General features: G+C 71.7%; 11 protein-coding genes. 7 read left to right on the top strand and 4 right to left on the bottom strand.

The genetic code is table 11. The features are described 5' to 3' along the window. Positions 1–61 precede the first annotated feature (61 nt). The 6 genes from ACTWQA_RS00520 to ACTWQA_RS00495 all read left to right on the top strand — a co-directional run bounded on the left by ACTWQA_RS00520 (position 62) and on the right by ACTWQA_RS00495 (position 9,437). Entirely contained in the window at positions 62–5,104 is a 5,043-nt protein-coding gene (locus ACTWQA_RS00520; protein WP_443157330.1) for a hypothetical protein, read from the top strand. Then, a complete protein-coding gene (locus tag ACTWQA_RS00515; protein ID WP_443157639.1) occupies positions 5,055–5,774 on the top strand; it encodes a TetR/AcrR family transcriptional regulator in 720 nt (239 codons plus the stop codon). The genes ACTWQA_RS00520 and ACTWQA_RS00515 overlap by 50 nt, the downstream gene beginning before the upstream one ends. Continuing rightward, on the top strand, positions 5,771–8,251 hold the full coding sequence (locus ACTWQA_RS00510; protein WP_443157329.1) for a PEP/pyruvate-binding domain-containing protein: 2,481 nt from the start codon (positions 5,771–5,773) through the stop codon (positions 8,249–8,251). Before ACTWQA_RS00515 ends, ACTWQA_RS00510 begins: the two co-directional genes overlap by 4 nt. 50 nt (positions 8,252–8,301) lie before the next feature. Next, positions 8,302–8,442 carry a hypothetical protein gene (locus ACTWQA_RS00505; RefSeq protein ID WP_443157328.1) on the top strand — a complete coding sequence of 47 codons (141 nt, stop codon included), beginning with the start codon at positions 8,302–8,304 and terminating at the stop codon, positions 8,440–8,442. A 108-nt stretch (positions 8,443–8,550) separates the two neighbouring features. Continuing rightward, positions 8,551–8,844 (top strand): hypothetical protein, encoded by a 294-nt coding sequence (locus tag ACTWQA_RS00500; protein WP_443157327.1) that lies wholly within the window; start codon positions 8,551–8,553, stop codon positions 8,842–8,844. A gap of 164 nt (positions 8,845–9,008) precedes the next feature. After that, entirely contained in the window at positions 9,009–9,437 is a 429-nt protein-coding gene (locus ACTWQA_RS00495; protein WP_443157326.1) for an SRPBCC family protein, read from the top strand. Positions 9,438–9,442: 5 nt separating this feature from the next. Here the strand turns inward: ACTWQA_RS00495 and ACTWQA_RS00490 are convergent, their stop codons facing one another. The 3 genes from ACTWQA_RS00490 to ACTWQA_RS00480 form a co-directional block, all read right to left on the bottom strand. Next, positions 9,443–10,642, bottom strand: coding sequence for an FAD-dependent oxidoreductase (locus ACTWQA_RS00490; protein ID WP_443157325.1), 1,200 nt, complete (start codon positions 10,640–10,642; stop codon positions 9,443–9,445). A gap of 58 nt (positions 10,643–10,700) precedes the next feature. After that, the gene (locus ACTWQA_RS00485; RefSeq protein WP_443157324.1) at positions 10,701–11,273 is read right to left on the bottom strand and encodes a TetR/AcrR family transcriptional regulator; all 573 of its coding nucleotides are present in this window, start codon (positions 11,271–11,273) and stop codon (positions 10,701–10,703) included. A gap of 93 nt (positions 11,274–11,366) precedes the next feature. Continuing rightward, entirely contained in the window at positions 11,367–13,325 is a 1,959-nt protein-coding gene (locus ACTWQA_RS00480; protein ID WP_443157323.1) for a GTP-binding protein, read from the bottom strand. A gap of 238 nt (positions 13,326–13,563) precedes the next feature. Between ACTWQA_RS00480 and ACTWQA_RS00475 the strand changes: the two genes are divergently transcribed. Next, positions 13,564–15,540, top strand: a complete 1,977-nt coding sequence (locus tag ACTWQA_RS00475; RefSeq protein WP_443157322.1) for an amino acid transporter — start codon at positions 13,564–13,566, stop codon at positions 15,538–15,540. A 60-nt stretch (positions 15,541–15,600) separates the two neighbouring features. On the opposite strand, the gene ACTWQA_RS00470 is transcribed toward ACTWQA_RS00475, so the two are convergent. After that, positions 15,601–16,491, bottom strand: coding sequence for an intradiol ring-cleavage dioxygenase (locus ACTWQA_RS00470; protein WP_443157321.1), 891 nt, complete (start codon positions 16,489–16,491; stop codon positions 15,601–15,603). Positions 16,492–16,733: the final 242 nt, after the last annotated feature.

Genomic DNA, 16,733 nt, shown 5'->3' with positions numbered 1-16,733 from the left:
CTGTGACCGACGCGGCGCATCTGTAGCTTTTTCACATCATTGGCTGACATTGGGGTGGAGAATGGCGTCAGAAGAGCTCGACGCGGCCATGACGTGCTGGAAGGCGGGGGAGCTCGACCGGGCCGCCGCGCTGTTCAGGCAGATCGCGGCCACGGGCGATCCGGAGGCGTCCCATCTGCTGGCCGGTCTGCTGCAGGAGCAGGGTGATCTGGAGGGCGCCGAGGCGGCGCACCGGTCGGTGATCCAGTCGGGCGACCCGGTGTTCGGCCAGCGCTCGGCCATGGCCATGGGCATGATGCTGGTCACGGCGAAGGAGTGGCCGGCCGCGCACCGGGTGCTGACGATCGCCTCGGACGGCGCCGACTTCGAGGTGGCCGCCCTTGCCGAGACGGCGATGGTGCTGGTGTGCACGCAGCTGGGCGACGCGCGGGGTGCGCAGCAGGCGCTGGAGCGGGCCCGCCGGTGCGACAGTCCCGCCGTGGCCGAGCTGGCCGCGCGGCTGGAGCTGCCGGAGTTCCACCAGGACCCGGCCTCGGCCCGCGAGCTCTACGAGCAGGCCGAGGACGAGGACGACTACCGGGTGTTGCTGACCTGCGGCGACCCCCACGTCGTGTCGCTCTCGGCGTTCCAGCTCTACCGGGTGTACGCCGAGGAGGGGGATTTCGACGCCGCTCGCGCGGTATGCGAGCACGCCATCGCCGTCGGCCACCCCGACCACCTGGCGACGGCGCACAAGCTGCTCGGCGCGGTGCTGGTGGACCTGGGCGAATACACCGAGTCGGCGGCCGCCTACCGCGTGGCCGCCGAGGACCCCCGCCCCGACGTCCGGCTGCCGTCGCTGATCGAGCTGGCCAAGGTCACCGCCCAGCTCGGCGACGAGGACGAGACGAAGGCGATCTTCCGCCGGGTGATCGCCAGCGGGCAGCGCGAGTACGTCGTGCAGGCCCAGACATGCCTGGCCCAGATGCACACCGAGGCAGGCGAGGTCTCCGAGGCGCTGGCCGCGTTGCGGACGGTGCTGGAGGCGGGGGAGGGCGAGTGGGCGTCGGTCTGCGTGACGCTGCTCGGCCTGCTGCTCGTGCAGCATCCGCAGGCGTACGACGAGGTCATGGAGCTGGCGCGGCTGGCCGCCGGGCACGTGGACCCCGACGCCGCGTTCAAGGCCAGGCTGCTGCTCGACCACGACGACCGGCGGCAGCCGCTCGCCGACCCGGTGGAGGAGCAGGCGGTCCAGGACATCGACGCGGCGCTGGACCACCTGCGCGCCGGCGACCTGGCCGAGGCCCGGCGGCTGCTGCGCGGGGCCTGCGACTGCGGGGCGCCCGCGCAGTCGATCCGGGCCATGATGGCGCTGGCGGAGCTGGAGCTGGGGGAGGGCGACCGGGAGCAGGCCGACGAGCTGCTGACGTACGTGGCCGAGGGCGAGGACGTCGTGCAGGGCTTCGCCGCGGCATTCCTCCTGCACCTGCTGCGGATCTCCGGCGAGGACCTGCACCCGGTGCTGCGCGCGGTGATCGACCACCAGCGGCTCGGGCGCGAGGAGGGGCTGACCCGCTACCACGAGACCATGAGCCACGCCGACCCGGCCGTGGCCGCGGTCGGCACGGCGGTCTTCGCCCAGGTGCTGGCCTCGTTCGGCTACGCGCTGTCGGAGACCTCCAGGCTGCTCCACGACGCGGCCGAGTCCGGGGAGCCGCTCGCCCTGTCGTACGCGGCGGCGTTGGCCAAGGAGATCCTGCCGGACCGGGAGGAGGCGGTGGCGCTGCTGCGGCGGGCCCGGGCGGAGGGGCATCCGGTGCTGGCCCCCTGGGTGGGCTACCTGCTGGGCGGGCTGGTGGAGGACGAGCCTGCCGAGGCGCGGGCGGCGTACACGATGGCGCTGGACAGCGCGCACCAGGGGTTGCGGAGCGAGGCGGCCGGGTCGCTGGCGGCGCTGTTCGAGCAGCAAGGGGACCTGCTGGCGGCCTGCCGGCTGCACGAGCGGCGGATCGCCGGGGAGAGCGGTGACGAGGCCGGGCGCAGCGCCTGGTTGCTGGGGCTGACCTGGACGCGGCTCGACGACCTCGCCGCCGCGCGCCGCGCGTTCGAGCTGGCGACGGGCGAGCCACCGGCGATGGGGAGGTTCGCCAGGCGCCTGCTCGACCGGGACTTCGACGGCGCGGCGGAGGCGCTCGCGGGCGTGCCGGAAGGCGGCAACGCGCTGCTGACGAGCATGCTCGGGATGGAGAGCGCGCACGCCTGGCAGCGGCGCGGCGAGACGGCCGCCGCCGACGCGGCGCTCTCGCTGGTGGCCGCCGCCGGGCATCCGGATTTCCGCCAGGAGGCGGACTGTTATCTGGGCGCCTTGCGTAACGAGGCCGGGGACAAGCTGGGGGCGATCGAGGCCTGGTCGCGGGCCGCGGAGGGCGAGAACGAAGGATTGGCCGCGATGGCGCTGAGCGACCTCGCGCGGGTGCGGCAGGAGCTGGGGCAGCTGGGCGAGGCGGCCGAGGCCTGTCGGCGGGTGGTGCGGGACGGCGACGAGCGGCGCCGGGCGGACGCGACGGTGCGGCTGGCGGACGTGCTGGTGGCGAGTGGCGAGCCCGAGGAGGCCCGCGCGCTGCTGGCGGCGTTCGGGGCCGAGGGCCGGCTGTACTTGGCGGGCATGCTGCGCGACCACGGCGACCTGACGGCCGCCCTGACGGTCCTGACGACCCCGCACACCGACGACGCGTCCAGCGCGGACGGCGCGAGCGCGCCATCGGGCGGGGACGGTGGGGGTGAGGCGCGGTTGCTCGGCGAGTTGCTGGCCAGGACCGGTGACCTGGCGGGTGCGAAGGAGGCGTTCGAGCGGGCCGTGGCCGCCGGGTCCGAGTCCGCGGGCGGCACGCTGGTGACCGCCGCCCGGCTGCTCGCCGAGGCGGGCGACGCCGAGTACGCCCGCGCCGCCTACCAGCGGGCAGCCGCACTGGACGAGGACGGCTGGGCCGCGGCCGTGGCCCGGGTGCGCCTGGGCACGGGCACGGCCGAGGAGCGGGGATGGGTGCTGGCCGCCGATGGGGACCGGCAAGAGGCCATCGCGGCGCTGGCCGAGGTCGTGGGCTCGGCGGCGCTGGCCGAGCTGGTGCTCGTGCTCGACGACGGCGACGTGCCGCACGCCCGCCGCCTGCTGGCCGCGCTCGCCGGTGACGACAGGCGCGACGGCCTGGTCCACGCGCTGCGTGTGGCAAGGGGCAAGGACGACGAGGCGACGGCCAGACGGCTCTACCGCCTGGTGATCGAGCTGGCCGGCCGGGAGACCGCCGGGGCCGCAAGGGAGACGGCGGCGGAGGATCGGCAGACGGTCGCGGAGGCGTACCTTTCGCTGGGTGCGAGCTGGGCCGAGGCCGGCGAGCCAGGCCGAGCCGAGCTGTGCTTCCTGCCTGCCACCGAGCATCCGGAGACGGCCCACGCCGCCTGGCACAACCTCGCCATCGTCCGCGAGCGCCGCGGCGACCTCGCCGGCGCCGTGGAGGCCCTGCGTTCCGGGATGCCCGGCACGGCCGTCGCGCTCGCCGAGATGCTGGACGAGCGCGGCGACGCGGCAGGCGTACGGCAGGCGCTGGCGGACGGCGCGGCGGGTGGCGACCTGGAGTGCCTGCGCCTGCTGGTCACCCATCTGGTAGGCGAGTGGGAACACGAGGCCGCGGCCCAGGCGGCCGAATGGGCGGTGGCCACCGGCGACCCGCGGACCGTGGCCACGGGCTACTGGGGATGGGGCGACGCCTACCGGGGCCTGGGCGACCTGGCGGGCGCGGCGCAGATGTACCGCAAGGGCATCGACAGCGGTTTCCCACCGCTCATCCCCGGTCTGCGGACGAACCTGGCCAAGGTCCTGTACGACATGGGCGAGCAGGCAGGCGCGTACGAGGAGGCGGAGGCGGCCGCCGCGGCCGGGGAGCCGGACACCGCCGCCATCGGCCACATCATGATCGGCTGCTGGCGGCACGACGAAGGCGATGTGCTCGGGGCCGCCGAGGCGTTCGCCGCCGCCGCTGCCACCGGCGCCGAGCTCGCCGGGGAGGCACTGGGGAACCTGCGTGCCCTCGCCCACGAGGAATTCGAGCGCGGCGCGCACGACGCGGCCGGTCAGGTGCTGGAGCTGATGGGTGAGCCGGGCGCGGAGGTCGCGCGGGAGCTGGGGAGGAAGTGCACGGACCCGGCCGCCGTACGGGCGTACTTCGAGCGGGCCGGGCGGGGGCCGTTCACCGAGCTGGACGTCGCCGACCGGCTGGCCGCTCTGGGGGAGCGGGCCGAGGCGCGGGCGATCTTCGAGCGGCTGAGCGAGCACGGCGAGCCCGAGGTGCGCTTCGTCGCCGGCGGCAGGTTGCTGGAGCTGCTCGACGGCGAGGGTGACGACGAGGCGTTCTACGACGTCGCACGGCGGCAGGCGGCCGACGCCGACAGCCCGATCAGGGGCGTGTTCGGAAGCCTGCTCGGCATGTTGCAGGACAACCGGGGCGACACGACCGAGTCCTTGCGCACGCTGCGGGAGGCGGCCGCCGGCGGTGAGCCCATCGCGCTGGCCACGCTCGCGCAGACGCTGGTCGGCGCCGGGATGGTGGACGAGGGGCGGGAGACGTATCTGCGGGTGCTCGACGCGGGCGACGACGGGCTGGCCGCGCGGGCGATGGTCGCGCTCGGCCAGAGCTATCACGACGAGGACGAGGAACGGGCGCGCGAATGGTACGTGCGGGCCGTCGAGGCAGGCGACGGGCACACCGGCGCGCTGGCCGCGATGTACCTCGGCGCGCTGGCCAAGCGGAACCGCGACTTCCCCGAGGCGCTCACCTGGTACCAGCGCGTGATCGACGCCGGCGACTGCGAGTCCGGCATGGCCGCCGCGCACCTGGGCGAGCTGTGCTACTGGCTCGGCGACCGCGACGGCGCCCTGCGTTACTACGAGCTGACGCTGGAGCTGACCGAGCAGGCCGACCTGGTGGCCGAGGCCGCCTGCAGGCTCGGGGAGATCCGGTACGAGCGCGGCGACCTGGCGCTCGCCCGCCGGATGCTGGAGGCGGCGGCGGGCACCGGCGATCCGGCCTTCGCCCCGCAGGCCGAGCTCCTCCTGGAGAAGATGGGGTGAACTGGAGCGGGCGCACCGGATCCTCGATGTCGCCGCCGAGCTGATCCTGCGCTGGGGCTACGACAAGACCACGATCGACGACGTGGCCAAGCGGGCCGGTGTCGCCAAGGGCACGATCTACCTGCACTGGAAGACCCGCGACGAGCTGTTCGCCGCGCTGCTGCGCCGCGAGCGGGTCCGCATGCTCGAGGACGTGCGCGCGAGCGAGCCGGCCACGGTGAGCGAGCTGTTCGGGCGGTTCGTGAGCACGTTGCTGCGCCGGCCGCTGCTCCGCGCGGTGCTGATGGGCGACTCCGAGGTGCTCGGCAAGCTCACGCGCGGCAAGCGGCAGAGCACGACGGCGCTGGGGCTGGGCGGCGCCTTCGACACCTATCTCAAGCGGCTGATCGAGCTCGGCGCCGTGCGAGCGGAGCCCGGGGATCACGCCACGGTGATCAGCTCGATCGTGTACGGGTTCGTGGCGCTGCCGGACATGTTGCCGGAGGAGGAGCGGCTGCCGGACGAGCGGATCGCTGAGCTGGTGGCCGACACCATATCGCGCGCGATGGACACCGGCCGGCCGCCGTCGGCCGCCGTGGCGCGGGCGACGCGGGATTTCATCGAAGCCATGGTGGAGATCGCCCGCCACAAGCTGGCCGACTCCCTGGGCGCTAAGGAGCGTGTGACGTGAGCGCTGTGCTGCCTTTGGACGATGCCGCGGCCGATCTGGCGACCGTGGGTGGGAAGGGTGCGTCTCTGGCCCGGCTGGTGAGGGCCGGGCTGCCGGTTCCCGACGGGTTCCATGTCACGACCGAGGCATACCGGGCGTTCGTGTCCGCCTTCCACGACGAGATCGACCCGGCTGATCCCGAGCGCACTGCGGCGCTGTTCGCCCGTCACGACGTGCCCGAAGGCCTCGCCGCCGAGATCCGGCAGGCGTACGCGGCGCTGGGCGAGGACGTGGCGGTGGCGGTGCGTTCGTCGGCCACCGCCGAGGATCTGCCGGAGATGTCGTTCGCCGGTCAGCAGGACACCTACCTCAACATCAGGGGCGACGCCCTCCTCGATGCGGTCAAGCGGTGCTGGGCCTCGCTCTGGAACCCGCGTGCGGTCGCCTACCGCGACCAGCACGGCGTGCCGCACGACGAGGTGGCGCTGGCGGTCGTCGTGCAGGAGCTGGTGGACGCGGACGCGGCAGGCATCATGTTCACCGCCGACCCGGTCACCGGCAACCGGGCGGAGACCGTCGTCAACGCCTCCTGGGGGCTGGGCGAGGCGGTGGTCGGCGGCCAGGTCACCGCGGACACGATCGTGCTCTCCGGCGGCGTGGTCACCCGGTCCCAGACCGGCGACAAGACGGTCATGACCGTACGCACGCCCACCGGCACCGAAGAGCGGCCCGTCCCCGACGAGCTGCGGCGCGCGCCGGTGCTCACCCCGGCGCAGGCGGTGGAGCTGGCCGCGATCGGCACCCGGGTGCAGGACCTGTACGGCATGCCGATGGACGTGGAGTGGGCCAGGTCCGGTGGCGCGTTCTCGGTGGTGCAAGCCCGGCCGATCACTGGTCTCAAGCCGCAGGTCGAGGAGTGGAACGACAGCCTCAAGGGCGACTACCTGTGGACCGCCGGCAACCTGGGCGAGGCCATCCCCGACGTGATGACCCCGGTGACGTGGTCGTTCGTGCGGCTGTTCATCCATGAGGCCATGGCCGCCTCCTCCTTGCCCGGCTTCGACCTGGTCGGCAATATCGGCGGCCGCTTCTACATGAACCTCAGCATCGTCTACACGATCGCTGAATCCCTCGGCATGAAGAGTCGGCTCGGCGTGATTGAGAACGTCTTCGGCAAGCTCCCGCCCGGCCTCGACGTGCCCCGGGTGAAGATCTCCCGCTGGGCGATCATCAAGCGCGTCGTGCCCATGGCGATCAACATCCAGCGCCGGGTCCGGGAGAACCTGAAGGGCATGCCGGCGTTCCTGGCCACCTCGCAGCAGCGGTGCGAGGACCTACGCGCCCGGATCGCGGCCACCGGCTCCGGCCCCGAGCTGGCCGACCTGTACGAGCGCGAGATCCAGCCGCACATGGTCACCTCCTGCCGCATGCTGGAGGCCGCCGGCCGGCAGGGCGGCTCCACCCTGGTCTACACCCGCGACAAGCTGCGCAAGATGATGGGCGACGTCGACGCCGAGGCCATGCTCACCGGCGTCAACGCCGATGGCGAGCTGGCCAGCCTCGGCCCGGTCATGGGGCTGTCCAGGCTGGCGCGCGGCGAGATCACCCGGGAAGAGTTCGCCCGGACGTACGGCCATCGCGGTCCCCACGAGTTCGAGGTCTCCATCCTTCGGCCCGGCGAGGACCCCGGCTGGATCGACGCCCAGCTGGCGGGCCTGCGCGACCTGCAGGCCGACACAGAGGCGCTGCTCGCACGGCAGGAGAAGGCCAGGGAGGAGGCCTGGGCGCGCTTCGCCGAGCGTTACCCGGGCAAGGAGACCAAGATGCGGGAGCGGGTGCGGCGCTGGAGCGCGGTCGTCCGCGATCGCGAGGACACGCGCTCGGAGAACATGCGGGCGTTCTGGGTGCTGCGGGCCTTCACCGTGCGCGCGGGGGAGCTGACCGGGCACGGCGACGACGTGTTCGCCCTGTACCTGGAGGAGCTTCTGGACCTGCTCCGCGGGAACGCGGCGGCGTTGTCGGAGGTGCCGGTGCGGCGGGCGACGTTCGAGCAGTACGCCGCGTTGCCGCCGTACCCGACGCTCATCGTCGGACGCTTCGACCCGGTCCGCTGGGCCGCCGACCCGGGCAGGCGGGCCGACGTCCACGACGCGCGCGGCCACACCGTGCCGGTGAGCGACACCGTCACAGGCTTCCCCGGTGCGCCCGGCGTGGTGGAGGGCATCGCCCGCGTGATCTCCGGGCCCGAGCAGGGAGATCGGCTCAAGCCCGGCGAGATCCTGGTGACGACGCTGACGAACGTGGGCTGGACGCCGATGTTCCCGCGTGCCGCCGCCGTCGTGACCGACATGGGCGCCCCGCTGTCGCACGCCTCGATCGTGGCTCGGGAGCTGGGCATCCCGGCCGTGGTCGGCACCGGCAACGCGACCATGCGGGTACGTGACGGGGATCGGATCAGGGTGGACGGGGAACGTGGCACGGTCGAGTTGCTCAGGTGAAAAAACTGTGCCAAGTCCGCCGCCTCTCGCCCCTGGGTGTGGTCACTTGGGTGACCATGATCGAACAGTGGATCCTCGAGGACGAACGCGAGCTCGAAGCACGCTGCGCCCGCTTCCGGGCGGCCCGGCTGGCGCTGGATCGCAGCGGCGACCAACCCGACGAGGAGGATGAGAACGATACGGCGGCGTAGCCGACCCGAGCTGCCTCGGCCGATCGCGGCCGAGGTCGAGCAGCGGCTGGGCGTGGCCGTGACGAGCTTCTCGCCGCGGCGGGCGGTTTCTCGGACGGGGTGGCCGGCGTGGCCGTGCTCGATGGCGGCGGCCGGGAGTTCGGGGACGATGGCCGGGAGTTCGGGGACGGCGGCCGGGTGTTCGTCAAGGCCACGCCGGGCCACGGTCGCCTCGCCGACGACTACCGGTTCGAGGCGGTCGTGACCGCTGCACCCGCGTCCGGAGCGGCCGCTGGCACCCCACATGCTGCGGCCATGGGGACCGTTGGAGCCTGGGAACGCGCGTGCCTTCCCAGGCGGGCCGCGCGGCTCGTGGACTGGGGACGCGCCTGTGGCGGCCCTGCCTGGGCGGATCTGGTCTGAGCGGGTGGACGCGCTGCTGGTGGCGCTCCTGGGCTACTGGACGCGGACCGTCGCGATCTCTGCGCAGGAGCCTCACCTGCGGGAACGGTGCGAGCACTCGCGGCGCGCCGCACTCGCCTGGCTGCGTTCACGCTGGAGCAATGAAATACCGGTATAAGTCACGCATGCGCGAAATCAGCACCGCCATCGACATCCAGGCGTCTCCCGAACAGGTGTGGTCGATCCTCGTCGACTTTGCCGGGTACGCGGCGTGGAACCCGTTCATCAAGGAGGGCTCCGGCGAGGCGGTCGTGGGCAGCACGCTCGTGTTGCGGATGTTCCCGGAGAACGGGCGGCCGATCACGTTCAAGCCCAAGGTGCTGGCCGCCGAGCCGGGCAAGGTGCTGAGGTGGGTCGGCCACCTCATCGTGCCGGGATTGTTCGACGGCACGCACGAGTTCACGCTGACGGCCACCCCGGACGGCGGCACGCGTCTGACGCAGAGCGAGAGCTTCAAGGGCCTGCTCGTGCCCTTCCTCGGCAAGATGATCGAGGGCACCCGGAGGAACTTCGAGAATCTCAACGGGGCGCTGAAGAAGCGCGTCGAGGGCTGATCGGGTCAGCCGGAACGGCTGGTGATCAGGTTGTGGCCGCCCGGGCTGAGCGAGTTGACGAACAGGCGGTTGCCCCCAGGCAGGGCGGCCAGGCGGAACAGCAGGTCGCGCGCGCCGATCCGCCATCGGCTCGACGGCGCCATCCACTTGACGAATCGGCGCCCGAACCGCTGGACCTCCCCGATCCTCGGCGCCATCTGCGCCTGGTAACGCGCCAGCGTGACCGAAAGGTCCCCGTCGGCGGACGGGCGCTCGCCGTGCACGCCGGACGTAGCCGCCCGGCCGCCCGTCGTCAGCTCGTCGGCGAGGACCCAGGCGGCCGCCATCGCCATCGACGCGCCGTGCCCGGCGAACAACGACACGGCCTGGCAGGCGTCTCCCACGAGCACGACCCTGCCGCGGTGCCAGCGCTCCAGCTCGACCTGGGTCACCTGGTCGTAGTACAGCTCCGGCGGGTTCGGGCAGCGTGACAGCACGTCGGGCAGGATCCAGCCGAGATGGCCGAAGTGGCGGCCCAGCGCCGCGGCCGGATCGGCGGGCAGCGCCGGGTCCGGCTCGCGGCGCAGGAACAGCAGGGCGAGCCGGCCGTCGCGGAGCGCGTACGCGCCGGCCATCAGGCCCGGCTCGGTGAGCATCTGGTAGCGGGTCCCGACCCGGCGGCTCAGCTCCTCGTCCTCCACGATGTAGGCCGCCACCTGGTGCCCGAGGTAACGCGGCGTCACGTCGCCGAAGACCAGCCCGCGCACCCGCGAATGCGCCCCGTCCGCGCCCACGAGCAGGTCCACGTCCCGGGACGTGCCGTCGGTCAGCCGGAGAGACACGCCGCCGGCGTCTTGCTCTACGGACTCGACGGTGGTCCCGTACGTGATGGGAGCCCGCACGTCGTCGGCGATGGCCCGCGCCAGGTCGCCGCGGGGCAGGCTGACCACCTGGTCGAGCCCGGACGTCAGCGTCAGATGGCTGGTCTGCCTGCCGGCCCGGTCCACGTAGCTCAGCTCGTTGACGGGGTAGCGGGCCTCCAACAGCCGCGGCCGCAGCCCCATTCGCGTGGCGACCTCGAAGCCGGGCCCGTAGAAGTCGATCATGTATCCGCCGTCGCGGAACGCCGCCGCGCGTTCGACCACCTCCACTTCCCAACCGGCCCGCTCCAGATGCCAGGCCAACGTCAGCCCGGCGATCCCGGCACCGCAGATGAGAGCCTTCAAGGTCGCCTCCCTTTCTCGAGCCCGAACCCGAGCTCGCGTTGGTCGCCGTGCGCCCGCATCAGCCGCCGAGCCCGAACATGGCTCGCAGCGGCCCCGCCAGCGCGGCGATGTCCAGGTCGGGGTCCAGCGCGCGGTGCAACATGATCCCGTCCACGGCGGCCGCCAGCAGCGCGGCCGCGATCTCCGCGTCACCCTGGTAGCCGCGCTCGGCCAGCCAAGACGCGACACGCGAGCGGAATGCGGCGATCTGCTCGCCCAGCCGCTCGCGGAGCCCCGGCAGCCGCGTCGAGGCCAGGAACATCTCCACCACCAGCAGCGAGGCGGGATCCACGCCGCTGTAGCGCGCCAGCTCGCCCAGGAGCCAGTCCACCCCCTCACCGATCTCGGCCCGGGCCGTCAGCTCCCCGGACATCTGGTCGAGCAGGCCGCCGCTGAAGCCCGTCCCGGCCGCGATGAGCAGCTCCGTCACCGACGCGAAGTGGTAATGCACCACGCCGGGTGCCACCCCGGCCCGCTCGGCGACCAGCCTGGTCGTGACGCCGCCCCACCCGAGCTCGGGCACGAGCGCGACGGCCGCGTCGAGCAGCCGCTGCCGGGTCTCCTGACCGCGGGCCGCGGAAGGTGAGGTCATGTGCGCACTTCCTTGGACGATCGCCTTGGGCAGTTGTCCAAACTCTACAGGACAAAGCCGACCAAGCAGTACTTGACGTTTGCCATCAAGTACTTAGACACGTCTGACGACGTGCAGCAGATACTCCTTCCGGTCGAGGGGGTTGTGGTCGGTACGCGGCCGTTCCGGGGACGGGCCGCGTACCGGCCGATAGCCGTCGAAGGCGGTCTCCAGCACGCCCTCGCCGCGGGTCAAGCCGGGCAGGCGCTGCTCGAGCTCGTGCACCCTGGCCGCCGGGATCTCGCCCTCGATCAGGGACGACGCCTGCGTGCGCGGCACGGCGCCCAGGCGGGCCAGCACCGGCAGCGCCGGGCCCAGGGTGTCGGCGGGCAGTTCCAGGGTGAAACGGTGCATCGGCTCGTACACCCTGGTCCCGGCCCGCTTCAGCGCGGCCATCAGGACCAGCGGCGTCAGGTTGCGGAAGTCTCCCGCGGTGCTGGACATGCTCTTGTCGAAGACGCCGCCCATGTGGCTCTGCCGCGCCCAGTAGCCCGAATGCGTCAGCGTGACCACGCAGTCGATCACCTGCCAGCCGTGCAAGCCCTGCAGCAGCGTCTCGTGCACGGTCTCCTCGATGGTCTTCATGAACGAGTACGGCAGCGAGCCCAGCTCCACCTCCAGCCGCAACTTCACCCCGCTGCCGGGCGGGCCGGGCTCGACCCGCAGGCCGACGGTCGCCAGGAACGGGTTGGGGTCTTTACCGATGAGCTCGAACGCGGACCCGGCGCCGATCGGGCGTTCGACGCAGATCGTGGTGGTCTCACGGAAGGTGACGTCGAGCCCGAAGTCGTTCAGCAGCGTCGCCTGGATGACCTCCTTCTGGACCTCGCCGTAGAGCGAGACCGAGACCTCCTGCCGCAGGTCGTCCTGGCGCAGGCCGATCAGCGGGTCCTGCTCGGCGAGCTGGGCCAGGGCGAGGTGGAGCGTGCCCTTGTCCGCGGGCCTGGCCGGGACCACGACGGTCTCCAGGGTCGGCGGCACGAAATGCCCCTCCGCGGCGCCCTTCTGCGGCTCGCCTATCGTGTCCCCGATCTGGATGTCGGTCAGGCCCCAGAGCCGGGCGATCTGTCCTGCGGCGACCTCCTGGCGCTGGGCGGCGGAGCCGTGGTCGAAGACGCTGATCGCCGTGACCTTGCCCTCCTGCCCGCCGGTGAACCGCAGCCGGTCGCGGGTGCGTACCGTCCCGGAGAACATCCGGACGTATGTGATCTTCTCGCCGGCCGGGCCGCGCTCGACCTTGAAGACGGTGCCCGAGACCGGTCCTCCGGGGTCGCCCTGGGCCGCGGGCAGCAACTCGCGGACACCCGCGATCAGCGCGTCCACGCCGGCACCCGTGATGGCCGAGCCGAAGAACACCGGGTGCACCAGCGCCTGCCCGGTCTGGGCCACGAGCTCGGCGCGGAGTCTTTTGCACGAGACCGAGCCCTCGTCCGCCACGTACGCGGCCACCAGCTCGTCGCCGTGGTCGGCCAACACGTCGAGCAACCCCGGCGCGTCCGCGAAGGGGGCGAACGAGGCGCCGCCCGTGCCGAGGCCGGTGACCGAGCCCATGGCCACGACCGGGACGGAGAGCTTGGCCGCGAGGTCGTCAAGGAGGCCGTCGTATCGGGCCCCGCGCCGGTCGATCTTGTTCACGAAGACCAGGGTGGGGATGCCGAGCCGGCGCAGCGTCCGCATGAGCACGCGGGTCTGCGCCTGCACGCCCTCCACGGCGGAGACGACCAGCACGGCGCCGTCGAGCACGCTCAGCACCCGCTCCACCTCGGCGATGAAGTCCGGGTGGCCGGGGGTGTCGATCAGGTTGACCGAGGTGTCGCCGATGACGAAGGAGACGACGGCGGACTTGATGGTGATGCCGCGCTGTCGTTCCAAGGCGAGCGAGTCGGTCTGGGTGTTGCCGTCATCGACGCTGCCGATCTCGTCGATGACTCCGGCGGCGTGCAGCAGCCGCTCGGTCAGGCTTGTCTTGCCGGCGTCTACATGCGCCAGGATCCCCAAGTTGAGCGTACGCAACGAACCTCATGTCCTCCGGGTTGAGCTGTCCTTTCGCTGGGGGACATGAACGTTGTCAGCATCGCGTGCTCCTGGTCGGCGGTCGTCGGCTGACGCCAGCACATCAGAGCGCCCTTCGCGCGGGCAACCGATTTACGGGGCCACCGGACGCGTTGTCCACAGAATCGCCCAGCCGATGGGGGTGGTTTGGTCGAGAAGTTCTAGGGTGGTGTGCATTCCGAGGAGAGGAAAAGATCCGGTGACCGGTGACCTGGCCGTTCCCGCGGTGGTCGACAGCCCTTCGCGCCCGGCGCCCCCGTCGAGCTCGGTGGCGCGGTGGCTGCTGCGGCATCAGGTCCATCCGGTCGGCCCCGAGACGGAAGAGGGGCACGCCGAGCCGCAGCCCTGGTGGAAGGTCATGTGCTTGACCGGCGTCGACTACTTCTCCACGCTGGCCTACCTGCCGGGCATCGCCGCGCTCGCGGCCGGCGCGCTCTCGCCGCTGGCCACACTGCTCATCGTGGCGCTGACGCTGCTGGGCATGCTGCCGATGTACCGCAGGGTCGCCAAGGAGAGCCCGCACGGCCAGGGGTCGGTGGCGATGCTGGAGCGGCTGCTGCCGTTCTGGCGGGGCAAGCTGTTCGTGCTGGCGCTGCTCGGCTTCGTGGCGACGTCGTGGATCGTGACGATCACGCTGTCGGCGGCCGACGCGTCCGTGCACGTCGTGGAGAACCCGTTCTTCCCGAGCTTCCTGCACGGCCACGAGGTCGCGCTGACGGTGGTGCTGCTGCTGGTGCTCGGCTGGGTGTTCCTGCTCGGCTTCACCGAGGCCGTCGGCGTGGCGATCCCGCTGGTCGCCCTGTTCCTCGGGCTCAACGCCGTCGTCGTGGCCGTCGGGATCGCCGAGGTGCTCGCGACGCCGGACGCGATGTCGCGCTGGATCGAGGCGCTGACCAGCGGCGGGGGCGGTCTCGGCGGCGTCATCGGGCCGGCGGTGCTGGCCTTCCCGCTGCTGGTGCTGGGCCTGTCGGGATTCGAGACGGGCGTCAGCATGATGCCGCTGGTGGCCGCTCAGGGCAAGAGCCCCGAGGAGCGGCTGGCCTCGCGCATCGCCAACACGCGCAAGCTGCTGACCGCGGCGGCGCTCATCATGAGCGTCTACTTGGTCGCGACCAGCTTCGTGACCACGGTGCTGATTCCGGCCGAGGAGTTCAGGCCGGGCGGCGCGGCCAACGGCAGGGCGCTGGCGTACCTGGCGCATGAGCAGCTGGGCGATGCGTTCGGCACGGCGTACGACATCAGCACCATCCTCATCCTCTGGTTCGCCGGGGCCTCGGCGATGGCCGGGCTGATCAACATCGTGCCGCGTTACCTGCCCGGATACGGCATGGCGCCCGAGTGGGGGCGTGCGGTGCGGCCCGTGGTGCTGGTCTACACCGTGATCTGCATCGTGCTCACCATCGCGTTCGACGCGGACGTGGACGCGCAGGCGGGCGCGTACGCCACGGGCATCCTGGCCATGATGGTGTCCGGCGCGGTGGCGGTGACGATCTCCGCCATCCGCAAACGGCAGCGGGCCGCCATCGCCGGCTTCACCGTGCTCACCCTGGTGTTGCTGTACGCCCTGGCGGAGAACATCAGGGAGAAGCCCGACGGCATCGCCATCTCCGGGATGTTCATCCTCGGCATCGTCGTGATCTCGCTGATCTCACGCGTGTCGCGCACGACGGAGCTGCGGGCCGACCGCATCGAGTTCGATGAGGCCGCCCGGCGGTTCATCACCGACTCCCTCTCCTACGACGGGGCGCTCAACCTCATCGCCAACCGCCGCCAGAGCGGTGACAAGGCCGAGTACGACGCCAAGGAGGCGGAGCAGCGCGGGCTCAACCCGGTGCCCGGGCGGGCCGACGTGCTCTTCCTGGAGATCGGCGTCATCGACCCGTCCGACTTCAGCGACGTGCTGCGCGTGCGCGGAGCCCAGGTGGACGGGCACCGCGTGCTGCGCGCGGAGAGCCCGGCCGTGCCCAATGCCATCGCGGCGATCCTGCTCACCCTCAGGGACGCCACCGGTGTGCGGCCGCACTGCTACTTCGAGTGGTCCGAGGGCTCGCCGGTGATGCACCTGCTGCGCTACCTGATTCTGGGACGCGGGGACACGCCTCCGGTCGTACGCGAGATCATCCGCCAGCGCGAGCCTGACCCCACCCGCCGCCCAGGCATCCACGTGGGCGGTTAGCCGGCCGCCAGTCTTACGGGCTCAGCGGGGTGAGCGCCGGCCAGACTTACGGGATAGCTCTTAGGAGCCGTCCTTGTCGGAGTCGGCGGCGAAGACGATGGCGCCGAGGTAGCCGTCGTCCTCCTTGGTGACCTTCATGAGCATGCTGTCGTCGTAGATGTTGTCGTTGTCGTTGAACGTGTCGCGCCCCGTGTGCTCCGAGTACGGCGACATCGCCATGACGGCGCTGTTGAGGTTCTCGTCGAACATCATCTGCGTGGTCAGCACCCGCTCGCTGCTGAAGTGCACCATGGCGTGGATGTGGATCGTCCGCCCCCGGTACCAGCCCGGCCAGATGGTCGTGAACTCCACGATGCCGTCGCTGTTGGTGACCTGCGCGCCGCGCAGGTATCGCTTGTCGTCGGTGGGCGTCAGGTCGGCCGTGTCGCCCTCGCCGCCCCCACCGGCCGCCGGGCCGCCGCTGGGCGGGGCGCCGGTGGGCGCGCCGCTCGGGGGAGTGCCGTTCGGCTGGTTCCCGCCGCCCCCACCGGTGGACTGCGCCTCCGCGCCGGAGTAGAGACCGGCCGCGTCACAGTGCCAGATCTCCACCACCGCGTTCGGCAGCGGCTTGCAGGTCTCGCTGTCCTGCACCTTGATGGCGACCCGCAGCCGCACGCCCTGCTTGTCCTCGCGGATGTCGCTGCGGATCTTGTCCGCGTCGAAGTAGTAGGGGCCCTGCGTCGTGGTCTGGGTCAGCTTGCAGGTGCTCGCCTCGCTGAAAAGTGAGGTCAGGTCGTTGGTGGTGGTGGCCTCCGGCGTCACGATTGCCCCCGTGGAGGTGGTGACGGCCGTCGCCGTTCCCGTGCCGGCGTCGCTGCCGCACGCGGCGAGCAGGCCGCCCAGCCCGAGCGAGCTGATGCCGGTGATCAGCCGCCGTCTGCTGACCCGCTGACCTTCGTGATCGTGTCCCACTGTCGTCCCTCTCCGCTGATCCGATGGTGCGGACCTCAAGGTAGAAGGCGTGCCCTTGATGACTTCTGTGGGAAAGATGAAGCTTTGATGAGTTCGGGTCCACTCATCGAAACCCTTTTCGGTGATATGAAACTGTGACCAAGCGCTCGTTAGCTGATCAGCGGCCATGAGCCGGAAAAAGACCAGCTCAGCACGGATGCACACAGTTGCAGTCGCCGATTGACAGCCCCTATCGACCCGTT

This window comes from Nonomuraea sp. 10N515B, from assembly GCF_052245915.1.
Lineage (GTDB): Bacteria > Actinomycetota > Actinomycetes > Streptosporangiales > Streptosporangiaceae > Nonomuraea.
This window is presented reverse-complemented; position numbering and strand designations above follow the sequence as displayed.